The sequence below is a fragment of the Paenibacillus sp. OSY-SE genome (assembly GCF_000283315.1).
Classification (GTDB): domain Bacteria; phylum Bacillota; class Bacilli; order Paenibacillales; family Paenibacillaceae; genus Paenibacillus_B; species Paenibacillus_B profundus.
This window is the reverse complement of the sequence record NZ_ALKF01000192.1, coordinates 1-26,122: the sequence shown is the minus strand read 5'-3', so window position 1 is coordinate 26,122 and position 26,122 is coordinate 1. Positions and strand designations below refer to the sequence as shown.

The following is a 26,122-nucleotide window of genomic DNA, read 5'->3' as shown; positions in this document are numbered from 1 at the left end:
AGTGGTTGCGCTTCTATTTTTCTTGGGCAGGACGCATTCCATCAATAGCATGTCTTATCGCTAACAGCGGGTGCTTCCACATCATTCGAGGTCCGGCATATCGCATCACTACTCGAATCCGGGCGCGCATCTCCGGCTTATAGCAATGTACATGACATTTGCCGCAAGTCGTTTTGCCCTCTCCGAATCGACAGAAGGATAGTCTCTTTTGTGCATATAAATACAGTTCTTTACATTCATCGCATAGGGTGACCTTCTCTGTTTCTACATCTATCTCTGACATTGGACGATCGCTATGCCGAGCTCGGCAATAAACGGAGATCATCACACTAACTGTTAGCTTTTCTCTACGGATTCTCGGTCCGTCCTGCCTGGTACGCATATATATTTCTCCTCTCCCATCCGTTTATCAAGCTGTGTGCAAGCTTCTCTCTACGTACCGTAACGGATTGAGAAATGGATTGCTATGACTTCAATAACAAAAAACAGTCACTCCATGCTGAAGCCAATCAAAAAAAGACGCCTTTCGGCGTCGAGCATCATACATACGTTCAGCTTGCGATCGGGGGATGTCAAAGTCCATGCTTCGTTCCACGTGCTGGAGCCCATTGCAGTCATGTTGCTTCCTCCTCACTGAATCGTCTAAAGTCTGTTATGTTACATCGAAATCGTTACAGCGATATTGGTACATCGTGTGCTGCTACATCGTTACTGTTACATCGTTATAGCAACAGTAGTATTTTGTTGCAGCATTATTGCACACGTTAATACACGGCGGCGCTCCGAACATTTTTCTCCCATTGTCTAGGCCTCTTCTTTTAAAATAACGTCGATCTCCTTCAAATCTTCTTCCGACAGCTTAACTCCAGACGCCTTGCAGTTCTCTACTACCTGCTCAGGACGGGAAGCCCCGATGATACAACTGGATACGATGTCATAGCGTAGTATCCAAGCGAGTGCGAGCTGCACCATGGAAATTCCATTCCGGTCCGCAATTAGGCGCAGACGCTCAACCCTGCGTAAATAATGCTCCTGCATGAAACGGTCCATGAACATGTTCGTACTTGCATCAGATGCCCGCGTGCCTTCGGGTACCGGAGCTCCTGGCTTGTATTTGCCCGTCAATACTCCCTGTGCAAGCGGACAGTAGACAACTTGACCGATGCCTTCCTGTTCACATAGTGGAAGCACATCCTTTTCAATGGCACGATCCAGCATATTGTAATGCGGTTGGTTGGATACGATGCGGTCTAAGTTGAATTGTCTGGCCGTATGAACGGCATCCGCAATGTGATGCGCCTCCCACGAGCTGACCCCGACGTACAGCACCTTCCCTTGCGTGACAAGATCGTCGAGCGCGCGCAGCGTCTCTTCGATCGGAGCTTCGGAATCGTAGCGATGGCATTGATATAGGTCAATGTAATCTGTACCGAGCCGCTTCAAGCTGGCCTCGCATTGCTCGATAATATGCTTCCGCGACAGACCGCCATCATTCGGCCCTTCTCCCATCGGGAAATACACCTTCGTCGCCAGCACGTAGGATGAACGCTCGTATTTGGCCAAAGCTTTACCAACGATCTCCTCAGCCGCGCCCTCATGGTACACGTTCGCAGTATCAAAAAAATTAATGCCCAGCTCATAAGCTTTATCGATAATGGCTTCCGATTGAGACTGGCCGATTGATTCTCCATAGGTGAGCCAGCTGCCAAGGCTAATCTCACTCACCTTCAATCCGCATGTTCCAAGTCGACGGTACTTCATCTTTTACTCATCCTCCTGTCACTTCATTTCATTATTAGAGGTTGTTCAAAAAGTCCCTTTTTTCGAACACGCACTATTAATATTCAATGCATCCGTGGAACGCGATGATTCATATGGATTATATAGGAGAGAAACGGATGCAGCCATAACAGAAACTCACAACTTTTTGACCGTCACATCCTGTGCGCACATGGTGAAAGGCATCAATAGAAAAGACATCTTTTTCCTCTCATTCACAGGAAAATCAACATCCATGTTGAAGATGTAGAAAGCGCTCCCATTCGAATTAGGTGGCAGTATTTATAATCGGAAAGGTGGAATGGATTATGACGAACAATGCGTTGGACACTCGCATCATAAGCTCCTTAATTAAGGTGTTTGCAGACGAGCCGCTGCAAGCTCCAGCCTTCAGCACCGCAAGCGCGTTGCAGGGAGAATCGTTTCATTTTCAGCTAGCCTATCATGGTTATGAACTCATGAAGCATGCCGTTGTAAAGGTGCAAGGCGGTGTGGCGGAGGCTATCTCCGTACAGAAGGTCGAATTGGTTCCGTCCGAACTTCCGATCTATGCGCATCATGACAACAACCTCGTAAGGTCTGCGCCTGGATTGTATCCCGATCTGCTGACGCCGATCCACGAGCAGGACGGTATCGTTATCTGCCCGGGACAATGGCGCTCATTATGGATCTCCCTTGAGGTAGATGTGCGCTGGACGGAAGGAGAGCATCCGATAACGGTGAGCATTGCTAGCGAAAGCGGCGAGCTGTTGGGAGAAGAAACGTTTACGCTTGTCGTCATCCCCACCGCGCTGCCCAAGCAGCAGCTTATGCATACGGAGTGGTTTCATTGTGACGGAATCGCCACTTATTATGGTGTTGACATATTCAGCGAAGCTCATTGGGACCTGATTCGGAAGTTCGTGCGCACAGCCGTTCAGCATGGAATCAACATGATTCTCACGCCATTGTTCACCCCGCCGTTAGACACGGAGGTTGGCGGTGAACGCCCGACCGTTCAGCTGGTCGATGTGAAGAAGGAAGGCGAGCGCTATTCATTCGGCTTCGAGCGTCTCGACCGTTGGGTGCGGATGTGCCTCGACGAAGGAGTGGAATACTTCGAGATGTCCCATCTGTTCTCCCAGTGGGGCGCAAAGCATGCTCCGAAGATTATCGCTTCCGTAGACGGAGAAGAGCAGCGCATTTTCGGATGGGAAACGGATGCCGCCGGTCCAGAATACCGCGCATTCCTCCGCCAATTCCTAACCGAGTTGGTTACATGGCTGAAGGCGCATCGAATCGCGGACCGCTCGCATTTCCACATCTCGGACGAACCGCGGCTCGAACAGATGGAATCCTATCGCCAAGCCGTCGAAGCGGTGTCTGATCTTCTCGCAGAGTTCCCAGTTATGGATGCGCTGTCCGACTATGATTTCTATCGGAGCGGTCTTGTGCAGGTTCCCGTCCCGGCGAACAATCATGTCGAGCCGTTCATCGAGCATGGCGTGAAGCCGCTCTGGACGTATTACTGCTGTTCGCAATACCGTGAAGTGTCGAACCGCTTCTTCAGCATGCCTTCGGCCCGCAACCGTATCTTAGGATGGCAGCTGTATAAGTTTCAGGTCGACGGCTTCCTGCATTGGGGATATAACTTCTACTATTCGCAATATTCGCGCAAACGGATTGACCCGTTCCGTACGACCGATGCATTATATGCATTTCCGTCAGGAGATGCGTTTCTCGTCTATCCGGGAGAGGAAGGCCCGCTCGAATCCATCCGCCTAGACGTGCTGCTGGAAGCGCTGCAGGATTTGCGCGCACTGCAGCTGTTGGAGTCGTACATCGGGCACGAAGCTGTTATCGCTCTCATTGAGGATGATATGGAAGAAGCTCTCACGTTCCGCTCTTACCCGCACAGTGCGGAGTGGCTGCTGAACAAGCGTGCGCTGGTGAATGAGCGGATTCGGGAAGCGGTATGCGGCACGAGTTCTCTAGGCACGTAATCGTCACGATATGATAATAAAGGCCGGTCCCTCCTAGCAGCGTTTCTGCTTTGGCGGATCCGGCCTGCATTTATTCATCTGAAAGCGACGCTGTCACCGTTCGTATTCGCACTTATCGGGATGACGCTTGGGCTTACTTCGAGCCTAACTATGGACAAGCAAGTTCGGCACCACGAAGAGAGTAACACATACTACGCATTGTCATTTTGGTGTCTAACGATTAAAATAATATATATGATACCTTCTAGTAATATATATAATACTTTCGTTCGAAAAGAGAGGTGAATTTATGGCTTCCGCACCCGGATTAAGCAGCGGACTCCGCATCATCGAGTTAGTATCCGAATCTGAAGCAGGTATCGGATTCAACCAATTGAAGGCTGTCTTAGAATTGAATGCAGCCAGCCTTAACCGTTATTTGCAGGTGCTGCTGGAACAACAATATGTGGACAAGAACGAGAACCAGCAGTATGTGCTGGGCGCCAAGCTGTTAGGAATGATGAAGCATGCCGATTCCCTACATGATGTCAGCGACATGACCGGCCCTATTCTAGATTACATTTGCAGAGAGACTGGAAGCACTTCACTCTGGATCGACTTCCGGGACGGCCGGATGATGTGCCGGGATAAAGTCGTTCATCCCGAAGGCGTAGTCATGCAGCAGATAGGCGAAGTACGAACGGATTACATGCTGCACCCTTGGGGGTTTTTGCTGCTTGCCCACGCAAGTGCCGAGAAAAGACGCTTTTACATCGATTACGCGAATCTGGCCGGCCTCGCCAACTGCTGTCCCGACAAGGCTTCTGTCCAACGATTCATTGAAGAGGCTTCGGAAAATGGCCTATCCGATGATAAAGGGCTTATTTTGCAGAACATACGCCGAATCGCCGTTCCGATCCGCGCCCATTCGCGTATCGTCGCCTCCATTGCGATAGGCATGCCGGGCGTATCCTTTGAAGAACAATTCATTGCACGCATCTACCGGATTTTACAAGAAGAGGCGGTACGTGTGGAACGACTGCTGAGTGATTCCACAATATCACATTGAGGGAGCGAACGATTGATGACGAAGAGACAACCGAATGTGATTTACATTTTAGCTGATGATATGGGCTACGGTGATATTTCCTGTTTGAACGAACACTCCAAAATCAATACGCCCAACCTGGACCTTCTCGGAAAAGAAGGGATTATCTTCACCGATGCGCACTCCTCCTCTGCCGTGTGCACTCCCTCGAGGTACAGCATTTTGACGGGAAGATACAATTGGAGATCAGCACTGAAGGAAGGCGTCTTGGGCGGGTATTCGCGCAGCATTATCGAAGAAGGGCGGATGACGGTTGCTTCTCTTCTCAAGCAGGCTGGTTACTATACGGCTTGCTTCGGCAAATGGCATCTCGGCTTGGATTGGCACAAAAGCGGGGATGGTCCTGCGGAGGTCGATTTCTCCAAACCGATACAAAACGGCCCTGTCGATTGCGGTTTCGATGAATTCTACGGCATCAGCGCATCGCTTGATATGCCGCCATATGTCTATATCGAGAACAACAAGGTGACCCAGATGCCCGACCGGGTGACGCGTAACGACGATAAGAAAGGTTTTTGGCGCGAGGGCCCGACAGCTCCGGATTTCCGGCACGAAGAGGTGCTGCCGCGGTTGACGCAGAAGGTGCTAGATCGGATTGAACAATTCGGTGCCAGTTCCAGTTCCAATCCGTTCTTCATTTATTACCCGCTGCCTGCCCCGCATACGCCGATACTCCCGACTCCCGAATTCAAGGGGAAATCGGGAACGAACCTGTATGGAGACTTTGTTCTCATGTGCGATGATGTCGTCGGTCTCATTATGAGCAAGCTGGAAAGCAGCGGACTTGCGGACAACACCGTGCTGGTGTTCACCAGTGATAACGGCTGCTCGCCGAGCGCCGATTATGAGGAACTGGCGCAAGTCGGCCATAATCCCAGCTATATCTTCAGAGGGCATAAGGCAGATATTTATGAGGGAGGGCACCGTATTCCACTATTGGTCAGATGGCCCGAACAGATTGCTGCAGGCACGATGATCGAGGAGCCGGTGTGCTTAGTGGATTTCATGGCAACGGCAGCTGATATCGCGGGCTTGCCTCTCCCTGATAATGCAGGCGAAGATAGTGTAAGCCAGCTTCCTCTATGGCTGGGCGAAGCCGGTGAACAGCCGCTGCGGGAGGCCATCGTGCATCACTCCATCGACGGCTCCTTCTCGATACGCAAGGGCGAGTGGAAGCTGGAGCTATGCCCCGGCTCAGGCGGATGGAGCGATCCGATGCCGGGGGCGGAACCTGCGGGTGCGCCACCGTTCCAGCTGTATCGGTTGAGTGAGGACATCCGCGAGCGGCAGAACCTGGTTGAACAGCATCCCGAAGTCCTCCAGAATCTGAAGGAGCTTCTGACCCGATATATTAAGGAAGGCAGAAGCACACCGGGTACGCCGCAGCCACACGCAGGAGCTCAGCGATGGGAGCAATTGCATTGGATGCAGTAGAGTGACGGCTTAAGCATCTGCCCTTTCTGGAATCCGAAAGACGATGAAATACAAGTCATGCATCATACCTGTGATACTTCAAATCAATTGTAAAAGCTCGATAGTACGGGAAGCCGTGTTGACAACACGGCTTCCTTGCACAACCGCCTCGTAACGCCACTCGTTCGGATCATAGCTGATCCGGTGCACTCTTCTTCCGTGAAAGTAACTTTCCCCTCGTCTGAAAATTGTAGCTCAGCATAGAGTTTGAATCTCCCTTTTAGAAAGAGTAGCACCTATCAGCATCTTTTAACTCTTCCTTTCAGTTTTGCTGAATACATTCTTGTAAGAACTGTTGTATAGGGACAACCTTTCACATATATAGATACGTTATATACTGTCGGTACGCTATCGTTTCGATTTCGCCGTCGCTTGTTTCTTGACCCAGCTTATTAATGGCTTGTCCCGTTGCCATATAGGCAGAGCATAATAGATGTAGCTTATAGCCTCATTTTCGTCACCGAACCCGTAAAAGTCAGGCAATTCCTCTCCAAGCCGCTTGCGGCCGAGAATGTATGCAGGCACATAAGGATTGCTTGCCCGCGCTTCCTTCCACCGTTCGCGCAGCACTGGCTCGGGTTGCTTCGTATAATAAGCCAGCAAAAAACGGGGATAGCTTACATGCGCTCCTTCGTCATCCTCATGCTGATCGAGAAGGTCCGCCAACTCTTTGAATTTGTCAAGAAGAATAAGACAATTGACATACAAATATCGCACGCCCTGGTTGTCGTTAGGATTGAGCGCCAGCATGTCGGCGAAATGCGACTCGGCTTCCGCAATGTCCCCGAGAAGATAGCTTGCCTCCGCATATCCGGATTTGCTCCGCATGAACGGTCTCGTTTCGTCCAAGCCCCAGAAATATCCTTTATATTTACGGAAGTACGCCGGTCCCAAATCATTTGTTCCCGCCTCAATGCCTTGTCGATAATAATCACGTGCTTCCTCGAGCGTCTTCGCTTTGGTCACAGCCAACTCGTTATAATAATCAGGAGTGGCTTGTTCTGTCACAGATGAAGTTCCGAGCATATCGTTCACGATCGCATCGAAGGAGCGTTCCCGTTCTGCGGCATCCTCGTCTAGTAATTCATCAAAGTCATCGTCGTCTTCGTCGTCATCTACCTGAAGTTGACCTACCAGCAATTCCATCGCATATTCGTCCAGCTGTTGAACGCGGGTTGCGAGCGAGCTGACGGACACCTCATACCGCTCAGCCACTTCCGCCTGTGTGACGTAGTCTTCATGCAGGTCGCGCACAACGTATTCCAACGCCGCCCAGAACACGCCCATCTTGCGGAAATTCGGCTCTTGGTCGTTTGAATAGTAATGCCAGAGCATGATGCCGAATGCCACATATTGTTCGGGCAGGCGTCCGCTCCAATGCTTGATTATGCCCTTGGCCAGTATCCGATAGAGCTCGCTCTCCCAAGGCAACCTCTCGATGAATACAAACAAATCCTGTTCTGGGTTGGAGTTGCGCTTCGTTGCCGCACCGCCCGATTGCAGATTGTCCGTTTCCGATTTCACAATCGGAACAACGTTGGACTGCTTGTCATTCTCTAAGCAGCAATGCTTGTATTTCTTCCCGCTTCCACAGTGGCAGCTATCGTTTCTGCCCAGTTTTTTCATACCATCCCTCCAATGTACAGTTTCGATATTATAAAAAAAGACGCGTGTTCCTATATTCTAGGAAGAACGTGTCTCTACCACACGGGACTGCTTGCTTCACTAATCGGAGCCACGTCTCAACAAATTTTCTCAACTCGGCTTGTCGCAGCCGGCGGGTTCTCTTGAACTGGGGCCAAGTAAATATAACAAGTAATACTTGTGTGTTTCAAATTAGCTCAAAACATACGTAAAGCCATTCAATTGATAACTAGCTTCAAATAAAAATCAAACGTACGATCTAGAATCCTGGTAACAAGAGAAATAAATTTATCATTATTACCAGTCGTATGAGCCTCATCAAGCGATGCGTAATACTCGGCCCTCATGTCTTTTTCAATCACGATAGGCGGATATCCGTTCTTCATCAACTCAAAATTCAATAGTAACCGAGCAGTTCTTCCGTTACCGTCAATAAAGGGATGAATCTTCACAAAATCACTGTGAATCAAAGCCGCTCTTACTACGGGATGCTGCTTCTGTCCCTCATTACCATACCACTTAATGAACTCTTCCATCTGCACAGGAACTTGTACCGCTTCAGGCGGGAGATGCTCGGCTCCGCTGATCAGCACATTTTCCTTACGATAAGCTCCCGCATGTTCATCATCAATCCCTTTTAATATTAAACGGTGGATGCTTTTTATCTGCCACTCCGATAGTGGCTCCTGCTTCTGTACAATCTCTTCGACGTAAAGAATGGCATCCTTATGATTAATCGCTTCTAGATGCTCCTGTATCTTTTTCCCGCCAATCGTAATTCCTTCTAGAGCAACCTTCGTTTCTGACAACGTTAAGGTATTGCCTTCTATGGCATTGGAGTGGTAGGTCCAATTCACAATGAGGTGCTCACGAATGCTGTGTAGTGTATTTGGAGGCAAGGGCCTTTTCTGATCGAGGACACGTTTCTTACTATCCACCGATGTGAACATATTCAATCACTCCATCTGTTCCTGCTATATCCTCTATTATACCATGCTCAGGATAACGTAAACAGATAACACCGCTGCACACATCCATCACATAACCCCCTGCATTCTGAATATATTTGTATAACACGCAATTCTTTTCCCATAAGCCAATACACTGTTTCAACAGGTTGAGAAATACATCCATCAGGAGGTGTCTGCCATTGGATGCACGAACGTTTATCGTTTCCCGTGAGGATTGGTCCCTCCACCGCAAGGGGTACCAGGACCAAGCGCGCCATCAGCAGAAAGTCCGCGAAGCAATCAAACAAAATCTTCCTGACCTCGTGACGGAAGAAAATATTATTATGTCAGACGGCAAACAGATTATTAAAGTCCCCATCCGCAGCTTGGATGAGTTCCGGTTCGTGTATAACTTCAATAAGAAGAAGCACGTTGGGCAAGGCGATGGAGACAGCCAAGTGGGAGACGTGCTCGGCACAGACGGTTCCCAGGGGCAAGGCAAAGGTCAGCAAGCCGGTAATCAGCCAGGTGCAGACGTCATCGAAGCGGAAGTGAACATCGCCGAACTCGAGAACATGCTGTTCGACGAATTAGAGCTGCCGCATCTGAAGCAGAAAGACAAGGACCAATTGGAAACAACGGAAATCCGGTTCAATGATATCCGTAAAAAAGGCATTATGTCTAACATCGACAAGAAGCGGACGATACTGGAAAATTTGCGCCGCAATGCATTGGCGGGACAGCCGGGCATTCACGGCATCAATCCAGATGATCTGCGATTCAAGACGTGGGAGGAAATCGTCAAGCCGCATTCCAATGCGGTCATTATCGCGATGATGGATACTTCGGGTTCGATGGGCTCGTTCGAAAAGTATTGCGCCCGCAGCTTCTTCTTCTGGATGACTCGCTTCCTGCGCCGTCAGTACGAAAAGGTCGAGCTCGTATTCATCGCGCATCACACCGAGGCGAAGGAGGTAACGGAAGAAGAATTCTTCACCCGCGGCGAGAGCGGCGGCACGATCTGTTCTTCCGCCTATATTAAGGCGCTTGAGATTATCGACAATCGCTATCCGACGTCCAGCTATAATATTTATCCATTCCATTTCTCCGATGGCGACAATTTAACGAGCGACAACGAACGCTGCGTCAAGCTCATTTCCCAGCTGCTCAAGCGCTCCAATATGTTCGGCTATGGCGAGGTTAATCAGTACAACCGCAGCAGCACGCTTATGTCCGCTTACCGCAACATCAATCTCCCCCATTTTATGTACTATGTCATCAAAGAGAAGACTGAGGTGTACAAAGCGCTCAAGCATTTTTTCAAAAAGCAGCCGGGAGGGGTGCGTCATGACGTCCGATGACAACCGCGATCTTGAATACGCTATTGCCGAAATTACGGAAATCGCAGAAGGATTCGGGCTGGACTTCTATCCAATGCGCTACGAAATTTGTCCCGCCGACATTATTTATACGTTCGGCGCATATGGCATGCCGACCCGCTTCAGCCATTGGAGCTTCGGCAAAACATTTCATCGCATGAAGATGCAATACGACTTCGGTCTCAGCAAAATATATGAGCTCGTCATTAATTCCAATCCTTGCTATGCGTTTCTGCTCGAGGGGAACTCGCTCATCCAGAATAAGCTCATCGTAGCGCACGTGCTTGCGCACTGCGATTTCTTCAAGAACAATGCCCGCTTCTCCACTTCGAACCGAAATATGGTCGAGAGTATGTCCGCGACCGCCGAACGGGTCACGGAGTACGAAATGGAGTATGGCACTCACGCGGTCGAGAGCTTTATCGATGCAGTGCTAGGCATCCAAGAACATATCGATCCGCAAGTTGTGCGGCCACAGAAGCTGGATAAACAACGCTATATGGAGCTTAAAATGCGGGAGCAGCGGGAGCAAGAGGGACAGCCCACCAAAGCACAGGGGGACTACGACGATCTATGGGCGCTCGATGAGATGAAGATAGCCCTCAAATCGGGCATGGCTGCGCTGCAAGAGTTGCCTGACCGCCGCTTCCCGCCGGAACCGGAGAAAGATATCGTCTGGTTCATTCAGGAATTCTCCCCGGTGCTGGAAGATTGGCAGAGGGACATCATGTCGATGCTGCGGGATGAGATGCTCTACTTCTGGCCACAGCTGGAGACGAAAATCATGAACGAAGGCTGGGCTTCTTACTGGCACCAGCGCATCGTGCGCGAACTGGATTTGACGACCGATGAGACATTCGAGTACGCGAAGCTGAACAGCTCTGTCGTGCAGCCGTCCCGCCATAGTCTGAACCCTTACTATCTAGGCGTGAAGATGTTCGAGGACATTGAGAAAAGATGGGATCAGCCATCCCGCGAGGAACGGGAGCGCTACGGCCGCCAGCCGGGACAGGGACGCGCCAAAATGTTCGAAGTGCGCGAGCTCGACTCCGATCTTTCCTTTATTCGCAACTATTTGACGAAGGAGTTGACGGATGAGCTTGATCTGTACATCTTCGAGAAGAAAGGGCCCGAATGGAAAATTACCGATAAATCGTGGGAGAACATCCGCGATCAGCTGGTCTACTCGCGCGTCAACGGCGGATTTCCGTATCTAGTCGTGCAGGACGGGGATTATCAGCGCAACGGTGAGCTGTATTTGAATCATCAATACGAAGGCGTGGAGCTCGATCTGAAATATTTGGAGCGCACGCTGCCATACGTGTATACGCTGTGGGGCAAGCCGGTGCATCTGGAAACGAAAGTCGAAGAGAAGACGGTCATGTTCACCTATGACGGTAAAAAGGTATCGCGCAAATTTGTAGGGTAAGCGAAAGTCTACTGCACACGAAACAAATAAACCGCCGGTCGAACGATGGTGTCGACCGGCGGTTCTCCGATATTGGCAAAACTATTGAAGCGTTATGTGAACAGAGTTGCCTGGCCAGACTAGAACGCTATACGAACCTGGAGTCAAATCCGCTGTAGGTATCATAACATCCTGATCCGGCTCTTGTTCCGCAACGGTTACTTTCGTTCCGCGTTTGGCCACCACTTCATTCTCCACATCGAATAAGGTATTAAAGCGGACGGCGCTCGGCACGAGATAGACCGTTGTCCGCTGATTCACGCGTACCGCAATTTCGTCCCCAACGGCAAAGACCCGCTTGTCAGACACTAATTGAACATTCAAGCCTGCCTTGATGTCAGAGGTTGTAACCTCTCGATCGTACACATTGCCGTACGTATCTTGGATGACGCTTGCATTAAGATGAAGCTTGTTGGCTTCACCCGAATAAGGCACTGCGAACACAACCTCCAGACTATTCGCATACAGGCGAATTTCATCTTCCGCATGCAAAGGCTGGAACGGTTCATGATTGACCGAAAAAGTAATGGCCGCTTTCAGCGCCTCCAAATCGGGCAAATGATTTTGAATTTCTTTATTGAAGTTGAAAATAATGCTGCTGTTCGTTCTTCCCGATTGGCTAGTGCCGCTGTATTCCAACGCATCGTCCTTGCCTGCATACAATTTAATAAATTCTGGGTACGAGACCTGTCCTTCTGCACTGAGAGCGATGACCAAGAATGTAACCTTTGTTTTGCTCAATCCGGTCGTATCAATATAAACGCCTTGGTTGGCCTTGACTGCTTCTTTCTTTCCTATGCCGCCCCGGACCGCTTCTTCCAAGCCGATCTGGCTGCGTGTCGTGCCGCTCTCTACAATATATACCCAACCGTCCATATCGCTGACGGCATATACACTTTCGGTTACTGTCGCTTTTTTGGTTACGGACGACAGTACCGGAACATCACCTGTCGGCAATGGATGAATATCGATGCCGCCACCAGGCTGTTCCCCGCTGTTATTGCCACTGCCTGTCGATCCGCTGCCTGTCGATCCACTGTCCGAATTGCTGCTGTCATTCGACAAGGAGCCGCTGGCAGATGGCGTCGAAGCCGGTTGTTTGGCATCATTCGCCGCAACGTCTTTACCGCCGATTTTTAATTTCACTTCTTTCGCAACATCGCTGCCGACCTTCATGTTGCTCGCAGGCTTCTCCATCGAAATTCCTTCGGCATTGACCGTTGCGCTCTGAACCGTGCCTTGACCCGCTACGTTAATCGCCGCATTCATAATCAAAGTGACGATGGACGCTTCGCGGCCAAGATCCAGCTTCGTTCCAGCAGCCGCCGAATCAACGTTCAAATCTTTAATCGAGCCTTTAGGGATATCAACGACAATGCTTTTGGCAATGACATTGACCGTCTCGAACGAACCGACTAACTGTACATTAGAAGCCTGCGGCAGTGCCTCAGATAAGGTCACCTTATTGATTTCCGCACTGGATTGCGCTTCGATTTTCGCATTCGATTGCACCGTCACATCGGCGATTTGTGTGGAGCCGTTCACGACAATCCGCACTTTTCCATCCACTTTATCTACGACTACCGTCACCATGATGGAGTCTTCGAAGTGGATGCTGTTTTCGCCTCCGCCCTGCACGGTTGTCGTGCCATGAACCTTGACATTTTTCAGCGTGACGTCGCCTTCACCGACCCCGCGGCCAATGAGAAGGTTCCCTTGAATGTCCATGTTTTGCAGCGTAACGCTAGGAACGTTGATTACGACGTTTTGATTGATTTTCTCTACGTCGGTTTCCGGTCCATATACGCCCGCTTTGTCATAAGCGACATTTTTGGCTTGATAAGCTCTATCCAGAATGACAACCGCTTCGGCACGCGTTACTTGTGCTGTAGGTTTGAAGATATTCTCGTTATAGCCTTGCATAACTCCAGCCTCGGTCACTGCTCCGATTGCACCTTTGCTCCATTCAGGACTGTTCACCGTATCGGTAAACGCATTGCTGGAACCGGTAACCTCCAGATCAAGCATATGGGCAATCAACACTGCCGTCTCCTGACGGGTTATCGCCTGTTCCGGCTTGAACCTTCCATTCGTATAACCTGTTATGTATCCCGCTTTCTGTGCCTTTGCAACCTCTGTATAGAACCAATCGTCAGGCGTGACATCGGCCGCTGATACGGCTCCGGTCTCTTGGAATCCGAACAACTGATTGATAACCGTGATCAGTTCAGCCCGCTTCATTGTGCCGTTTGGCTGGAAAGATCCATTCTCATACCCCTGAACCATTCCTTCAGCAGCAAATTTCTCAATCGTTTTCTCCGCCCAATGACCGGAAATATCGGTCAAAAATGTCTTTTTCGATGCTGCTGTCGGAGCTGAGGCATCGCCAAACGCTACATTCGCATTTGAGACGCTTATGCTCACCACCATCAGCATCACCAATAATTTGCTCACCCATGTTTTCATTGTTGCTGCAACTCCTCGCTGATTTGCTTCATCTTTTCGTGATATGGGTCTTCTGTCACAATAGAAAAAGATACTACAAATTTGAGCCTATTACTAGGGCGAATCTTTCTTTTTACGGTAACAATTTACTAGGTAATACCAGTGCTATTTTCCTATTTCCATACAACAAAGGAGCCACTATCGTGACTCCCGTTCATGCGAAGCTTATGTGCCTACGCCAACTCATCCACAGGCAGAACGCCGGAATGATACGCTTTCTGCTGCCGTTTTAATTTTACCTTCCATTCCTTCATTTCAAGCTCAGTCATTGCGTTATACGTATTAATTTTCAACTGCGAACCATCCGTCAGTTGAAAGTTGAATGTGGGGAAAATAGGCCGAAATAAAATGCCTACGCGTGCGCCTTCTATCGTAATGTCACTTACATCTTCCCAACCGATTTTCCAATCTCGTTCATTCCATAACGAGGTCTCGTCATAGTAAAACAATGCATTGTCCGGTTTGAGTAGCGCGATGAATGAGCATACCATATTGCTGCCAAAATAACTGTATCCAATCATGGCTGCGGCCAGAGCGCCGAAGCGAACGGAAGCCGGCATGGTCACGGTGAAGGCCGCGTAAGTCAAGACGACGATTCCTGCTGCACATAGCAAGGACGCAAAAAATCGGGCTGCTACAACTTGTCTTCGGTAATATACACGCTGCATAACGTCTATCACCCTTCGTCAGGTTTGTCAAGTGGTTACAACTTCAACATTTTTCGCCCAGTCCCTGCTTTCAAAATCGACAAAATCATACTAATTACGCAACTTCAACCGATCAGCATATTGAACCAGCTTCTCGTGTATGTACAGAAGCATCTGACGAAGTTCATCCTGCGGCGCTTGAATGGCGACGACGATAAGCTCGTCAAGCTTGCGCTGAAACAACCAATATGGATCTTCCTTCTCCCCCGTAATGCGACGGGCATGCAAAGAAGGCGAAAGAAGCGGAAGTTCCCTAATCCATTTGAGCTGCCTGTCCACCTGATGCTCTGCAGCACATAGAGGGGAATCACTCTCCGTCACGTCCATTTGAATCTGTTGAACCTCGATGACAGCCTGTCCCCCCTCTCGTTGCTCGTCGCCTTCCAACGTCAATTCGCATTGAGCAATCGTCTGCACACCGATAGTGTCCCAACTCCCACAGCTTTCACATTCGATAACGACCAGCTTCATATCGTCCGGCTCCGATGGACCCAGCACGATCATCCTGCGATCGTTCTGTTCGGTATTCTCATATCCATATATCGCACACACCTCAATTCCGTCCATTGGAATAAACGATAAATTGCGTGCGCTTTTACTTAAGGCATCCGCACTATCTCCATCTACATCCAAGTTCATCAAATCCGCATGCAACACTACAATGATAAAAAAGCGATAAGCTCTTCCCATCGGCACGTGTGCCCCGCTGCGCACAATGTGCATATAACGGTTGACTGACAAGACGCATTCCCTCTTTTCTGCTTTGATAATACTTAACTATGATAATACTTCAAATTTTAAATAAAAGTTGAACCATTGTTCATATTTTTCTATTATGGATCAATCCCCCTCTATCGTCATCCTTTTATCCGAAATAAAAAACCGAGAGCTGCCGCTCCCGGTCGTAACAACTATAATTTTTGTCTAACTTGCCTTTGATTGTTTTATGCGCGCTCGCTGCACAAGAGACAACTGCGGCAAACAAATTCCCGCAAATATGATGATAATACCGAACCATTGCAGCCAAGTCACCTGTTCGTTGAGAACGGCAACGGACATGACCACTGCGGCCGGAAGCTCAGCGGCGCCCAAAATCGTACCGATGCCAGATCCAACCTTCGGCACTCCGATGCCGAAGAAGACGACCGGAATAATAATGCCGAGCAGCCCCATCGTAATCCCGTATTTCCACAATCCCGCACCAAGCGTTCCATCCACGATAAAGGTGGGAGGAAACATCATGAAGACGACCACCATGGCTCCGGTTGTCATTGTCAAGCTTTTGTTCAACACCGGAACTTCCGTTGCTACCCGGCCGCTGACAAAAATATAAAGGGCAAACGAGATCGCCGAAATCATGCCGAACACCGCCCCCTTCCAGGTCATGCCGGACAAGCCGTGATCGGCCAGGCCGCCTGCAAAGACAGTGCCGATGAGAAGGAGCAAGACGGACACAAGCTTCGTCCGTTCCGGAAACGTGCGGGTTACCAGCGCTTCGAGCAATACGCCGATCCACGTAAATTGGAATAAGAAGACGACCGCGATGGAAGCCGGCAATTCTCCAACCGTGATGCCGTACGTAATCGACGTACAGCTAAGAGTTAATCCACAGGCGAGCAACACCAAAATATGCCGCATGCTTACCTTATGGCGGGAGAATAACACAGTCGCGATGACGAGCAGCGACCATCCGAAGAAATATTGCCCGCCAATTATTTGCGGTACCGTGAAGCCTTCCTCGAGCGCGAGCTTCATAATCGTAGATAACGTTCCATAGCTGCACGCTCCGATGAATACGAGCAGTGCATAGCGAAAAAGGTTCATGATGGATAACTCTCCCTTCCTGTTTCTCTAGCTGAGCATGCTTGTAAACACGCCAAAAACCCCCTGTCTACGAGACAGGGGGCGAACGAAACCAAAGGCTGCCGCACTGGGCGCCTTTGCAAAATTCCGCCGCTCAATCCACTCTGAACGCGAATTGAGTTTGGTAAGAGTCCGAACGGTTCTGCAACGTTTATTGTATAAAGGGCCGCGGTCAATGTCAATGTATTTTACTGACTGTAGAACAAGGCTGAAGGAATAGAGACTCAATCGGATCGAATCTTTCCGTCTCTTATACAAAATGTTTCTTCGCAAGCATCAGCCACTTGCCGATCGTGCGTCACGATAATAATGGTTTTCCCTTCTCGATGAAGCTGCTTAAATATAGACAATATCGTTTGCTCCGTCTGTTCATCCAGTGAGCCTGTCGGCTCATCGGCCAATATGACCTCCGGATTATGAATCAACGCTCTGGCTATCGCCACTCGTTGCAATTCCCCTCCAGACAACATGTCGACCGTCTTATGAAGAGTTCCGCTTAACTCCATGGCTTCAAGCGCTTGTTCGACTCTGTTCTGTATCTCTATCTCATTGTACTTACCATATCGCAAAGGTAACGCTACATTATCGAAAACATTTTTGCTATCGCACATCGCGCAGTTTTGCAATACAAATCCGATATGCTTTCTTCTGAAGTCAGCTAATTCATTTAGTGATTTATCACTTAAATTTTGATCCTTAAAAGTATATCGCCCATTCCCTTTTTCCAATCCAGAAATGATATTTAATAGAGTAGATTTACCCGATCCGCTTCTTCCCATAATGGCAACCATGGATCCTTGTTTAATTTCTAAATCAATCCCTTTTAACACTTTTACTTCTTCTGTTCCGACTCGATACGATTTGTGCAGATCAACCATTTTTATCATTGTCTTATCCCGCCCTTTTAAGAAACATGCTTATCTCAAGCCTTCTAATCTTGTTATAGACTGGTATTATCGTTAATAATATAATGGTTGCCATACATCCTGTCATGAGAATGAGATACCATACAAAACTAACATCAACTAAAAATTTGTAAAACAAGATCGCGACAACGCCCGGCAGACAGACCATAACGATGATCTCGGCTAAAAAGTAAGTGAAAATATGTTTTAAATTCGCTCCAGAAATGAAATGAACCGAGAAATTCTTGAAGTTTTTATCCACTTTGTCTAACATGAGGATGAATATACTTATCACGCAAACGATGAAGACCGATATCGCGATTAAGGTTAACAAGCCTATATGTTCATTAATCGAAGCGAACACAAAATTATACGACGGATTATTGGCTCCGAGCAGCTGCGTGTCAAAAAAACCAGACTCTTTTTTAATGGCTTCAAATTTGTTCCTTACGACATACCCATTGTTCGAGCTATGTATTTCGCCATTAATCAATTGCAAATAATGTTTTTGTTGGAATTTGAACGATGCATCATCCACGGGAGAATATATAAAATGTTGCGCAGGCATAATGATATATCTATCTAAATAAAGCTCAGAACGTCTGGCGGTCGTAACCAATGAATTCTCTTTAACAAATCCTTTTATATGAAAATTGATGTCCTCAAAAAGGTATTTACCCTTTATCACATCACCAACCTGATATATATTTTTATATTCATAACCTAGCAGCACAGGAATATTCTTGCTATTAACATTTTTAAAGTCTTCGATATCGAATGGTTGGCCATCCATAACTGTGATCTGAAAATGATCGATAGCTTGTTTGTTCATTTGTATAGCCTTTATGGAATAATAAGGTCCTATATTATCAATCATTGAAGGCTTTATCCTCTTACCTTCTTCATAATAAGACCTAAAAATTTCTTTGTTCGCATTATCATAGTTTAATAATTTAGCGGGTTGAGTAAATGCATAAATGTATTTTTCATCCAGATTTTCTTCTAAATTAATATATAATCTTTTTAATATGGTTAAAAAGCTCGGTTGACTCATGAGCTTTCTCAATTCACCGTCATTGTACAGCGTGTCGGACAATTGATACCTGTTCAGCGAGCTCAGCGTTTGGGCTTGATCTGTCTTTCGATCAAGAGAAGCGTAGTTAAGAAACAGGATGGTAACCAGAAAAAATAACATGATGATTTGAAAAAAGATAAAGTAAGAAGCCGTCCTGCTTCTCCGTATACTTTCGCTTACTTCCGTAAAAATCATGTTCATTTAGTGACCATTCCTTTCTATGGCCAATTGCCCATACATCTGTTTTCCAGCTAAAAGTATAGATAAGAATGACGTTATGAACATAACCACGCCGCCCATTATCAGATAGGTTGCAAATGACTTAATCACTTCAGATAATGAGTAACGATTCATCATGATCAAGAAACCAATCCCGCCGATAATCCCATAACACAATGCGGTCATAGCCAAAAATCGCAATGTATACCGTCTAAAAGGGTGTCTGTGCCGAATGCCGGCAATCCAAAGCACGTGAAGTTCCTGCTGCTTTCTTTTCATCCAATGAAAAGCAAATAAAATACTTGAACCTATTAAGAGCACAGTTATGGCAAGGATAATCATGTTGCTATACATGTCTGTCCCCAAAAATCTTTGCGATCCGCTGTCACCCCGTTTGAACATACGCACTTTCATTTCCGCATCCCCAATGGATAGCAAACCATTATTTATCAATGAATTTCCAGCTTGTGCGTTGATTGCATATATCGAGGAATCGTTATGATGTTGCTGATCTGCCGCATCTAAATTCAGCAATATCATATGATCTATAAAGGACGGATACGAGGCCCCCATCTTTCCGATAATTTCGAATTGTTCTCCTTGGTAGGTTAAATATGGCTTGCCTTGCTTGTCCACTATGTTAGCGCGTTCAATTTCTGTACCAGCCACGGCAACACGCTTGCCGGCATAGAAATCATGCTTGTTGAAATATCTCCCTGACCGGATAGGTGGTTGATAAGTATCATGATTGTAATATACAGCTCTAATCGTCTCTTTACCCGTTTGCAGTTCTTTGAAAATCGTATACGATTGGGCTGCAGAAAGGTTATTCCAAGGAATGTCCGTTAATTCCGTATCCTCTATTACAAAAAATAGATTGTCCTCAGCATATAATCCTCTTGACAATATATTCAACTCTTCTTGCTTGGCGATATAATAACTTGCCGTAACGATAATAATGCTCATTAAGGAATAAAGTATGACGAAATGCAACGTGCCTTCTCCATGATAGGTTGATAATTTCATTTTCATCGATTACCTCGTATAAAAGGATGAGACCTCAAGCTGAACTTGGGATCTCACCCTTGTTATTAGTTATTAGTTATTCCTCATTACCCCAATATGTGTATGCGATCCAACTTGTATTTCCCCAGTCTGTCGCAGCGTAAGTGTAGTCATCATCCCATTTTCTTCCTGAGTCTTCCCTATCCCAAATCCATACTAACTTTGCTCTAGAGTAATGATAGACGCCCTTCCACCAAGTTTCTGCCACAGCGCGTTTAACCTGACCATATTCACGATCGTCGAATTCTGCGTCGCCTTTATGTTTTTCTGGATATGTCTTTTCATTTAGAGTAGAAAAACCAGCATTGGGAGTATTAAAATATCCTTTGCCTTCAATCCATCCTCCTCCGGCTGTTCCAGATGCTGCAACAGCTGATGTCACCAAAGATCCAAGTATAGTAACTGTAGCTGCTAGAGAGATAGCTTTTTTACTGAATTTACTTTTCAATTTTAATCCCTCCTGAGTCAAAATAATATATTTGAATGCCGGCCAGCAATCCAAAACAATTTCATCAAACATTATTTGCATTTGTGTAACATGTAGGAAATTACATATATTACATACATTATATCTGTACCATAGTTTCCATGAAATGTATATACAAGAAAATGAATATTGTCTCATTTTGTTTGTTTAGCACGATTTTTGAGATAAGAATTTGTACTTTTCTTGTATTGAAACGACGAGTTCACGAGAAAAGATCTCCTTGTTTCCGCTAATGCATCCAAGGCATCCAAGTAGTTCCTACCAACCTTTCTCGCAACGTATGTTAAAATAAAAGAAATAAAGAATGAATAGAATAGGAGCAGCTGCATGTTAGCGATTATCTATGATTTGGAAATGACCGTGAAGCGTAAAAAAGGGGAATTCGCGGAAATCATCGAAATCGGAGCGGTTAAAGTGGCGGAAGAGGAAGGCAGCACGGTCATCGTGGATACCTTTCAATCTTTCGTCAAACCCGTGCTCTCCCCCAAGTTGACGACAGACACGGTGAAGTTCACAGGCATTACGCAGGACGACGTCAATCAAGCTGACCATCTGCAGGACGCGCTGGACCAGTTCGTAGCGTGGATCGATACAGACGATTACGCGCTATGTTCGTGGGGTCCGGACGATAAGACCCAATTTCTGAAAGAATGCCGCCAGAAGCGCATTCCGATGCACTGGCTGCGCAATCATAACAACTTGCAGAAGCAGGTCTCTCTTGCCATGAAGCGAGAGAACAATCAGCAGGTCGGCCTCAAAGCCGCGCTTGAAGCGCTTGAGGTGCCTTTTGTCGGCAAACACCACCGCGCATTGGACGATGCCTACAATACGGCACTCATCTATATCCGCATGAAGGAGCACATCCAACTGAAGCGTAACGAGGTGAAGGAGCATCCGAACTATGAAAGTGAAGTCGTCTATCGCGATGCACAGGAAGATGAACCGATCAATCCGTTCGCCGCGCTCGCCAGTTGGAATAAGAATACCGACAAATAAGCACGGTTTTCCCTATTTACGGGGCAAGCCGTGCTTTTCTCTATCCCAAAATGAAAGGGCTTACAAAACCAAGCGAATATGTTATTATTACGATTAATAGTGCGTGTTCAAACTCTAATAAAATTGCCGCTAAATGTACGCAATATGAAAAAGGGGAAAGGCACAAGCATTGCACGCTGCAAATGCCTTGCCGTTCCCCTCACGCTATAATCAAGCAAAACTATGTTATTACGTAACTGCGAATTCGTCCGGATCCGGACCGACACGCTTGTCCTCGTTCATCGCGTTAATGCCCGCCAATTCGTCCTCACTCAATTCGAAGTCGAACACGTCAAAATTCTCTTTAATGCGGGATGCCGTAATCGATTTCGGAATGACGATATTTCCTTTTTGCAAATGCCAACGAATAATGACTTGAGCCGGAGTCTTGCCATGATTTGCCGCGATCGAAGCAATCGTCTCATGAGTCAAAATGTCTCCGCCCTGCATTAACGGGCTCCAAGCTTCCAAATAAATGTCGTTCTGCTGGCAGAACTCACGCAGCTTGTTCTGCGCAAGGCGCGGGTGACATTCGACCTGATTGACGGTCGGCTTCACGGTGCACTCCTGTAAGATTCGCTCCAAGTGATTGATATGGAAGTTCGATACGCCAATGGCGCGAACTCGTCCGTCTTGAACCAATTTTTCGAGCGCCTTATACGTATCCACATACAAGTCCTGCGAAGGAAGCGGCCAATGAATCAAATACAAATCAATGTAGTCCGTCCCTAATTTATGTAAGCTTTCATCAAAAGCTTTCAATGTGGCGTCATAGCCTTGATCGGAATTCCAAACTTTCGTCGTCAAAAAAATGTCCTCGCGCTTTACGCCCGATTCACGGATGGCTTCACCTACGCCCGCTTCGTTCTTATAAATTGCCGCCGTATCAATAAGACGATAACCGGTGTCCAGTGCCGTCTTCACCGCATCTTTGACTTGCTGTCCTTCTTCGACCCGCCATACACCGAGTCCGAGCTGCGGCATGCTTACACCATTATTCAAAGTTATGAGCATTGTGAACCCCTCCTTCATATCATGAAAAACTCCTTACACTGACCGCCGCGGACCCCCGCGCCGCTCTATTTCAGTATAGTATTAAACAGCAGTATGACGCAAATTCCATTCACATCGCGGCAATGTCAGCACACATTCTGTCGCCATTCTCTGCATGACATCATCCGCAATGCGCTCCCGCAGCATGCGGCCGAGCTATGTGCTCCATTCGTGCTTGCATGGCTGACAAGCGTTCCGGACGAGCATAGGCTTCCATTAGCTGTTCGGCTAACTCCAGCTCATGCCGGGCAACTATAGCAGCGCCCTGCATCGCGAAGTAACGCGCATTCTCCCGCTCTTGGCCTGGTTGCGGACGGACAAGGAAGAGCGGCACGCGCAGTGCGAGCGCTTCGGTCAACGTGAGCCCGCCGGCCTTTGTAATGACCGCATCGGATCATGCCATCAGCTCATGAACACGCTCCACATATCCATAAATATGAATGTCAGGGCGACCGTCATACTTTTCCTTCAGCAAAGCTTCCCAACGCGCATTGCGTCCGCAAATGACGGCGCATTGATGCTCGGGAATGGCAGTCAACCGCTCGATAAGCTGTTCGGATATGGCTTGTGTCCCATATCCACCTGACATCATTAAGGTCGTTCGCTTCGAAGCATCCAAGCCGTAGAACTGACGAAGCGCTGCCTTCTGCAGCACCTTCCCTTGCTCGGCATGGTCTAGCGCCCCAGTATCGACCAGACGCGCCAATTCCGTAATCCGCCCCGAACTGGAATGCCGCTCACATGAATCAGATCAAGGTCGAATTAAGTCTATAATCAACACTTCCGCACCGCGCCGTTCCAACTGCTGCTTTAATGCCTGTGCCGCCTGCCAGTGTCCTTCTCCATATCGAGCCGTAAGAATGATCAGCTTGCCCTCCGAATGCAGCATTCCTTCGCCTCCCTCGATCCGAATTCCCCCTGTTACCCGTATTATAATCGCCCTTCTTTAACAAAGCTTTAAACAGTTTTAAAGATTTTTATAAGAAAGAAGAGAAGCCGCTTTCCTCCGGCGAGGCTGCGGCTTGCTAGCTGACGACTATGGAATGATGCTAATCCTCCGTCCGAGGGGTTGGGGCAAACGGATATTGATAGTTCAGAGGCTCGTCAAATGTCGCGTAATCGAAGTTCACCATCAACAGCATAATGCGCTGCCCAGTCATTGGGTCGCTTATAATGATGTGGTCGCGACCGGCGGCTTCCAGTACGCCGCGGAACACTTTCGCATTCCATTCCGAGTTGTTCTCGTACGTCATGTAGAACGTTCCGACTTTGCCCAGATTCAGGCGCAAAATATTTTCGATATAAGACTGCTCGCCAAGGGCGCCAGGGAGGACCATCCCTGAAGGAGTCATCACATTGCCGCTCGCTACTGGAGGCGGAGTGGATACAGGCTGCATCGTCTGAGGAATTGCTTGCATCGTCTGTGGAATTGCCTGCATCGTTTGAGGAATTGACTGCATCGTCTGAGGAACTTGCTGCATCGTATACGGCATCATTTTCATATTGACATTGGATGCTCCATAGCAAGCGCCGCCTCTCGACTGCATGCTCATCGGCGCCGCCGAATATACCGGCTGGTTAGGATAACAATACGTCATATAAGACATTTTACGCTCTCTCCTTTACAGTCTCTTGTCGGACTGATTATTTGAGTGTGAACCACTTTGTTGTTACCTGTACACGTCTGGGCATGCATCCCCTGACGGCGAAAAGAAACAATGAGCTTTGAAGCGGCCGGAGTTTTCTTGATTGTACCATGTGCTCGGGCACTCGCCTGCCGGACGGAAAAACCACAATGCATAGGTTGCCGGCCACGTACGCTCACCATTGATGACCCGCCTGGCCAGCCGAACGTCCCTGTCGCGCGCCCTTTGATAAAAATAACTTTTTTGCACTGCTTCAAATCCGCCCGGACTTTGGAACACCATATCATTCATCGAGCGGATATCCGTAAAGTCCAGGCAATTCACCAACACCCGGTTTACGCCCACGTTGCCGACCATGAGCATGCCAAGCTCGCCTTCACCTTCGGCTTCGGCCCGCATCAAACGCGCGAGCAGACTCACGTCTCCGGAATTCGTCTTAATGACCGCCATGCCGTTCGCTTCCCTCCCTTCACACGATACCATCATATGTGCGATAGCCTATTTGGTGACGGCAGCACAAAAAAATACCGGCCCAAGCGGACCGGTATTTCTGAATGAATCTATACTATGCTCCGTCTTATACCGACGCAAACATGCGTTTAACACTAGCTTCTGCGCGTTGCTTCGCTTCCTCAAGCAATGCTTCCGCACGATCCGGAACTGCGTTCATCCCTTCAACTACAACGTTCTCGTATTCGGTAATGCCGACAAATGCCATCACGGCGCTCAGATAGGAATCTGTAAAACGCATAGCCTGTGCAGGACCTTCCGAGTAGAAACCGCCGCGTGCTTCGATGTGAACGACTTTTTTGCCATTCAGCAAGCCTTGAGGGCCTTCTGCTGTATATTTGAACGAACGACCCGCGATAATTACGTTGTCGATGTATGCTTTAAGAAGCGGCGGGTAGCTCAAGTTCCACATTGGCGTAATGAATACGACAACGTCTGCCGCGATGAATTGTTCCAAGATTTCGTTCATGCGGCCCATTGTTTGAAGCTGCTGCTCGGACAATGTCTCGCCTGCTGCCGCTTTGCCCCATCCGTCCAATACGCTGCCATCGATAAGAGGAATGTTCTCTTCATACAGATTGACGCGTTCAATTTGAACATCGGTTGCCGCTTTCAGCGATGTAAGATAGTGCTCGCCCAGACGCAAGCCGAAGGACATTTCATTTGGTTTTGGATTGGAGTTGACGACAAGAACTTTTTTCATTATGATTCCACCTCGTAAATAAATTTGATTTTTGATGAAGAAAACATGGCAAGATAGTTGACGTTGACTCAGACCACTTGCTTATTTAATAACACATGCTTACTTTATGTAAGTATAATAACATATTCCCACTTACTTTTGTCAAGTACATAAATATAAATTATTTTCAAAATAAGAAAATACCTAGTAAACAGCGCGACGGCCTACCAAGACGACATGAGGCATCTATCGCAAAACAGTTTGTCTGCTTTTGTGTCTCTAGCTTCGATCTCCCCTTTCATCAGGTGAAAGTTGTTGCTTAGTGAAGCTGCGAAAATGGAGTTACTGAAGCGTGGGGAGAGTGACCCAAGGCACTTTGACGCCAATGTAAAAAGCGGCCCGTACGATACGAACCGCTCACATCTATTACGAAGTATACGTTTGTCCCGTGATGCTTTGCACTTGACCCGCTGGCTGGAAGCTGTTTGGCACTACGTTTTGCTGCGCGCCGTGCGTTTGCGACGTGATGCTTTGCATCTGGCCTGTCGGTTGGAAGCTGTTTGGCACTACATTTTGCTCAGGACCATGCGTTTGCGACGTAATGCTTT

At 47.9% G+C, this 26,122-nt stretch carries 27 protein-coding genes; 6 read left to right on the top strand and 21 right to left on the bottom strand.

Going from position 1 to position 26,122, the window contains the following annotated elements:
* Window positions 1–13: 13 nt before the first annotated feature.
* From A372_RS0120270 to A372_RS0120260, 3 genes are all read right to left on the bottom strand, one after another.
* Window positions 14–382, bottom strand: a complete 369-nt coding sequence (locus tag A372_RS0120270; protein ID WP_019422726.1) for a nitrous oxide-stimulated promoter family protein — start codon at window positions 380–382, stop codon at window positions 14–16.
* Window positions 383–489: 107 nt separating this feature from the next.
* Window positions 490–618 carry a hypothetical protein gene (locus A372_RS39125; RefSeq protein WP_019422725.1) on the bottom strand — a complete coding sequence of 43 codons (129 nt, stop codon included), beginning with the start codon at window positions 616–618 and terminating at the stop codon, window positions 490–492.
* A 186-nt stretch (window positions 619–804) separates the two neighbouring features.
* Complete coding sequence (locus A372_RS0120260) at window positions 805–1,761, bottom strand: aldo/keto reductase family protein (protein ID WP_019422724.1); 957 nt, start codon at window positions 1,759–1,761, stop codon at window positions 805–807.
* Window positions 1,762–2,087: 326 nt separating this feature from the next.
* Here A372_RS0120260 and A372_RS0120255 point away from each other — a divergent pair, with 326 nt between their 5' ends.
* The 3 genes from A372_RS0120255 to A372_RS34410 all read left to right on the top strand — a co-directional run bounded on the left by A372_RS0120255 (window position 2,088) and on the right by A372_RS34410 (window position 6,282).
* Window positions 2,088–3,761, top strand: coding sequence for a DUF4091 domain-containing protein (locus tag A372_RS0120255; protein ID WP_019422723.1), 1,674 nt, complete (start codon window positions 2,088–2,090; stop codon window positions 3,759–3,761).
* Between the two features lie 289 nt (window positions 3,762–4,050).
* Window positions 4,051–4,809: an IclR family transcriptional regulator gene (locus A372_RS0120250; RefSeq protein ID WP_019422722.1), complete on the top strand. Its 759-nt coding sequence runs from the start codon at window positions 4,051–4,053 to the stop codon at window positions 4,807–4,809.
* Between the two features lie 15 nt (window positions 4,810–4,824).
* On the top strand, window positions 4,825–6,282 hold the full coding sequence (locus A372_RS34410) for a sulfatase family protein (protein WP_019422721.1): 1,458 nt from the start codon (window positions 4,825–4,827) through the stop codon (window positions 6,280–6,282).
* 387 nt (window positions 6,283–6,669) lie between these two features.
* On the opposite strand, the gene A372_RS0120240 is transcribed toward A372_RS34410, so the two are convergent.
* Window positions 6,670–7,947: an SEC-C metal-binding domain-containing protein gene (locus tag A372_RS0120240; RefSeq protein WP_019422720.1), complete on the bottom strand. Its 1,278-nt coding sequence runs from the start codon at window positions 7,945–7,947 to the stop codon at window positions 6,670–6,672.
* Between the two features lie 236 nt (window positions 7,948–8,183).
* Window positions 8,184–8,915: a Fic family protein gene (locus tag A372_RS0120235; protein ID WP_019422719.1), complete on the bottom strand. Its 732-nt coding sequence runs from the start codon at window positions 8,913–8,915 to the stop codon at window positions 8,184–8,186.
* A gap of 200 nt (window positions 8,916–9,115) precedes the next feature.
* On the opposite strand from A372_RS0120235, the gene yhbH reads away from it, so the two are divergent.
* Window positions 9,116–10,276: a sporulation protein YhbH gene (gene yhbH / locus A372_RS0120230; RefSeq protein ID WP_019422718.1), complete on the top strand. Its 1,161-nt coding sequence runs from the start codon at window positions 9,116–9,118 to the stop codon at window positions 10,274–10,276.
* Window positions 10,263–11,723 (top strand): SpoVR family protein, encoded by a 1,461-nt coding sequence (locus tag A372_RS0120225; RefSeq protein ID WP_019422717.1) that lies wholly within the window; start codon window positions 10,263–10,265, stop codon window positions 11,721–11,723. Before yhbH ends, A372_RS0120225 begins: the two co-directional genes overlap by 14 nt.
* An 81-nt stretch (window positions 11,724–11,804) precedes the next feature.
* On the opposite strand, the gene A372_RS35565 is transcribed toward A372_RS0120225, so the two are convergent.
* The 8 genes from A372_RS35565 to A372_RS0120185 all read right to left on the bottom strand — a co-directional run bounded on the left by A372_RS35565 (window position 11,805) and on the right by A372_RS0120185 (window position 20,549).
* A complete protein-coding gene (locus A372_RS35565) occupies window positions 11,805–14,228 on the bottom strand; it encodes an S-layer homology domain-containing protein (RefSeq protein WP_019422716.1) in 2,424 nt (807 codons plus the stop codon).
* Between the two features lie 212 nt (window positions 14,229–14,440).
* Entirely contained in the window at window positions 14,441–14,935 is a 495-nt protein-coding gene (locus A372_RS0120215; RefSeq protein WP_019422715.1) for a hypothetical protein, read from the bottom strand.
* A 90-nt stretch (window positions 14,936–15,025) separates the two neighbouring features.
* Window positions 15,026–15,715, bottom strand: coding sequence for a hypothetical protein (locus A372_RS0120210; RefSeq protein ID WP_019422714.1), 690 nt, complete (start codon window positions 15,713–15,715; stop codon window positions 15,026–15,028).
* A gap of 183 nt (window positions 15,716–15,898) precedes the next feature.
* A complete protein-coding gene (locus A372_RS0120205; RefSeq protein WP_019422713.1) occupies window positions 15,899–16,798 on the bottom strand; it encodes an EamA family transporter in 900 nt (299 codons plus the stop codon).
* Between the two features lie 263 nt (window positions 16,799–17,061).
* Window positions 17,062–17,724 carry an ABC transporter ATP-binding protein gene (locus tag A372_RS0120200; RefSeq protein ID WP_019422712.1) on the bottom strand — a complete coding sequence of 221 codons (663 nt, stop codon included), beginning with the start codon at window positions 17,722–17,724 and terminating at the stop codon, window positions 17,062–17,064.
* A 4-nt stretch (window positions 17,725–17,728) separates the two neighbouring features.
* A complete protein-coding gene (locus tag A372_RS0120195; protein ID WP_019422711.1) occupies window positions 17,729–19,018 on the bottom strand; it encodes a hypothetical protein in 1,290 nt (429 codons plus the stop codon).
* Window positions 19,019–20,068: an ABC transporter permease gene (locus A372_RS0120190; protein WP_019422710.1), complete on the bottom strand. Its 1,050-nt coding sequence runs from the start codon at window positions 20,066–20,068 to the stop codon at window positions 19,019–19,021.
* Between the two features lie 70 nt (window positions 20,069–20,138).
* Window positions 20,139–20,549, bottom strand: a complete 411-nt coding sequence (locus A372_RS0120185; protein ID WP_019422709.1) for a hypothetical protein — start codon at window positions 20,547–20,549, stop codon at window positions 20,139–20,141.
* Between the two features lie 366 nt (window positions 20,550–20,915).
* On the opposite strand from A372_RS0120185, the gene A372_RS0120180 reads away from it, so the two are divergent.
* Window positions 20,916–21,584 (top strand): 3'-5' exonuclease, encoded by a 669-nt coding sequence (locus tag A372_RS0120180; protein WP_019422708.1) that lies wholly within the window; start codon window positions 20,916–20,918, stop codon window positions 21,582–21,584.
* Window positions 21,585–21,812: 228 nt separating this feature from the next.
* Here A372_RS0120180 and A372_RS0120175 read toward each other — a convergent pair whose 3' ends face one another.
* From A372_RS0120175 to A372_RS38000, 8 genes are all read right to left on the bottom strand, one after another.
* Window positions 21,813–22,637, bottom strand: a complete 825-nt coding sequence (locus tag A372_RS0120175; RefSeq protein ID WP_019422707.1) for an aldo/keto reductase — start codon at window positions 22,635–22,637, stop codon at window positions 21,813–21,815.
* A 160-nt stretch (window positions 22,638–22,797) separates the two neighbouring features.
* Window positions 22,798–23,058 carry a glycosyltransferase gene (locus tag A372_RS35560; protein WP_083858898.1) on the bottom strand — a complete coding sequence of 87 codons (261 nt, stop codon included), beginning with the start codon at window positions 23,056–23,058 and terminating at the stop codon, window positions 22,798–22,800.
* 12 nt (window positions 23,059–23,070) lie between these two features.
* Window positions 23,071–23,382 carry a hypothetical protein gene (locus A372_RS34400; protein ID WP_019422705.1) on the bottom strand — a complete coding sequence of 104 codons (312 nt, stop codon included), beginning with the start codon at window positions 23,380–23,382 and terminating at the stop codon, window positions 23,071–23,073.
* Window positions 23,383–23,427: 45 nt separating this feature from the next.
* Window positions 23,428–23,565 (bottom strand): hypothetical protein, encoded by a 138-nt coding sequence (locus A372_RS37515; RefSeq protein WP_019422704.1) that lies wholly within the window; start codon window positions 23,563–23,565, stop codon window positions 23,428–23,430.
* A 160-nt stretch (window positions 23,566–23,725) separates the two neighbouring features.
* Window positions 23,726–24,115, bottom strand: coding sequence for a spore coat protein GerQ (gerQ, locus tag A372_RS0120155; protein ID WP_237728574.1), 390 nt, complete (start codon window positions 24,113–24,115; stop codon window positions 23,726–23,728).
* Between the two features lie 231 nt (window positions 24,116–24,346).
* The gene (locus tag A372_RS0120150) at window positions 24,347–24,772 is read right to left on the bottom strand and encodes a cell wall hydrolase (protein ID WP_019422702.1); all 426 of its coding nucleotides are present in this window, start codon (window positions 24,770–24,772) and stop codon (window positions 24,347–24,349) included.
* A 127-nt stretch (window positions 24,773–24,899) separates the two neighbouring features.
* Window positions 24,900–25,535, bottom strand: coding sequence for an FMN-dependent NADH-azoreductase (locus A372_RS0120145; RefSeq protein WP_019422701.1), 636 nt, complete (start codon window positions 25,533–25,535; stop codon window positions 24,900–24,902).
* A 405-nt stretch (window positions 25,536–25,940) separates the two neighbouring features.
* Window positions 25,941–26,122: hypothetical protein (locus tag A372_RS38000; RefSeq protein WP_036704829.1), on the bottom strand; the 182-nt coding region annotated here is incomplete at its 5' end.

Coding starts and splice junctions, on each gene's coding strand:
- A372_RS0120250 (WP_019422722.1), top strand. CDS start 4,051: ATGGCTTCCGCACCCGGATTAAGCAGCGGACTCCGCATCATCGAGTTA.
- A372_RS0120255 (WP_019422723.1), top strand. CDS start 2,088: ATGACGAACAATGCGTTGGACACTCGCATCATAAGCTCCTTAATTAAG.
- A372_RS39125 (WP_019422725.1), bottom strand. CDS start 618: ATGACTGCAATGGGCTCCAGCACGTGGAACGAAGCATGGACTTTGACA.
- A372_RS0120270 (WP_019422726.1), bottom strand. CDS start 382: ATGCGTACCAGGCAGGACGGACCGAGAATCCGTAGAGAAAAGCTAACA.
- A372_RS35565 (WP_019422716.1), bottom strand. CDS start 14,228: ATGAAAACATGGGTGAGCAAATTATTGGTGATGCTGATGGTGGTGAGC.
- A372_RS37515 (WP_019422704.1), bottom strand. CDS start 23,565: ATGCTGCATTCGGAGGGCAAGCTGATCATTCTTACGGCTCGATATGGA.
- A372_RS0120175 (WP_019422707.1), bottom strand. CDS start 22,637: ATGCTCATAACTTTGAATAATGGTGTAAGCATGCCGCAGCTCGGACTC.
- A372_RS0120260 (WP_019422724.1), bottom strand. CDS start 1,761: ATGAAGTACCGTCGACTTGGAACATGCGGATTGAAGGTGAGTGAGATT.
- A372_RS0120205 (WP_019422713.1), bottom strand. CDS start 16,798: ATGAACCTTTTTCGCTATGCACTGCTCGTATTCATCGGAGCGTGCAGC.
- A372_RS0120225 (WP_019422717.1), top strand. CDS start 10,263: ATGACGTCCGATGACAACCGCGATCTTGAATACGCTATTGCCGAAATT.
- A372_RS0120215 (WP_019422715.1), bottom strand. CDS start 14,935: ATGCAGCGTGTATATTACCGAAGACAAGTTGTAGCAGCCCGATTTTTT.
- A372_RS0120235 (WP_019422719.1), bottom strand. CDS start 8,915: ATGTTCACATCGGTGGATAGTAAGAAACGTGTCCTCGATCAGAAAAGG.
- gerQ (WP_237728574.1), bottom strand. CDS start 24,115: ATGCAGGCAATTCCACAGACGATGCAAGCAATTCCTCAGACGATGCAG.
- A372_RS0120150 (WP_019422702.1), bottom strand. CDS start 24,772: ATGGCGGTCATTAAGACGAATTCCGGAGACGTGAGTCTGCTCGCGCGT.
- A372_RS0120190 (WP_019422710.1), bottom strand. CDS start 20,068: ATGAAAATGAAATTATCAACCTATCATGGAGAAGGCACGTTGCATTTC.
- A372_RS0120200 (WP_019422712.1), bottom strand. CDS start 17,724: ATGATAAAAATGGTTGATCTGCACAAATCGTATCGAGTCGGAACAGAA.
- A372_RS34410 (WP_019422721.1), top strand. CDS start 4,825: ATGACGAAGAGACAACCGAATGTGATTTACATTTTAGCTGATGATATG.
- A372_RS0120240 (WP_019422720.1), bottom strand. CDS start 7,947: ATGAAAAAACTGGGCAGAAACGATAGCTGCCACTGTGGAAGCGGGAAG.
- A372_RS0120195 (WP_019422711.1), bottom strand. CDS start 19,018: ATGAACATGATTTTTACGGAAGTAAGCGAAAGTATACGGAGAAGCAGG.
- A372_RS0120145 (WP_019422701.1), bottom strand. CDS start 25,535: ATGAAAAAAGTTCTTGTCGTCAACTCCAATCCAAAACCAAATGAAATG.
- A372_RS0120180 (WP_019422708.1), top strand. CDS start 20,916: ATGTTAGCGATTATCTATGATTTGGAAATGACCGTGAAGCGTAAAAAA.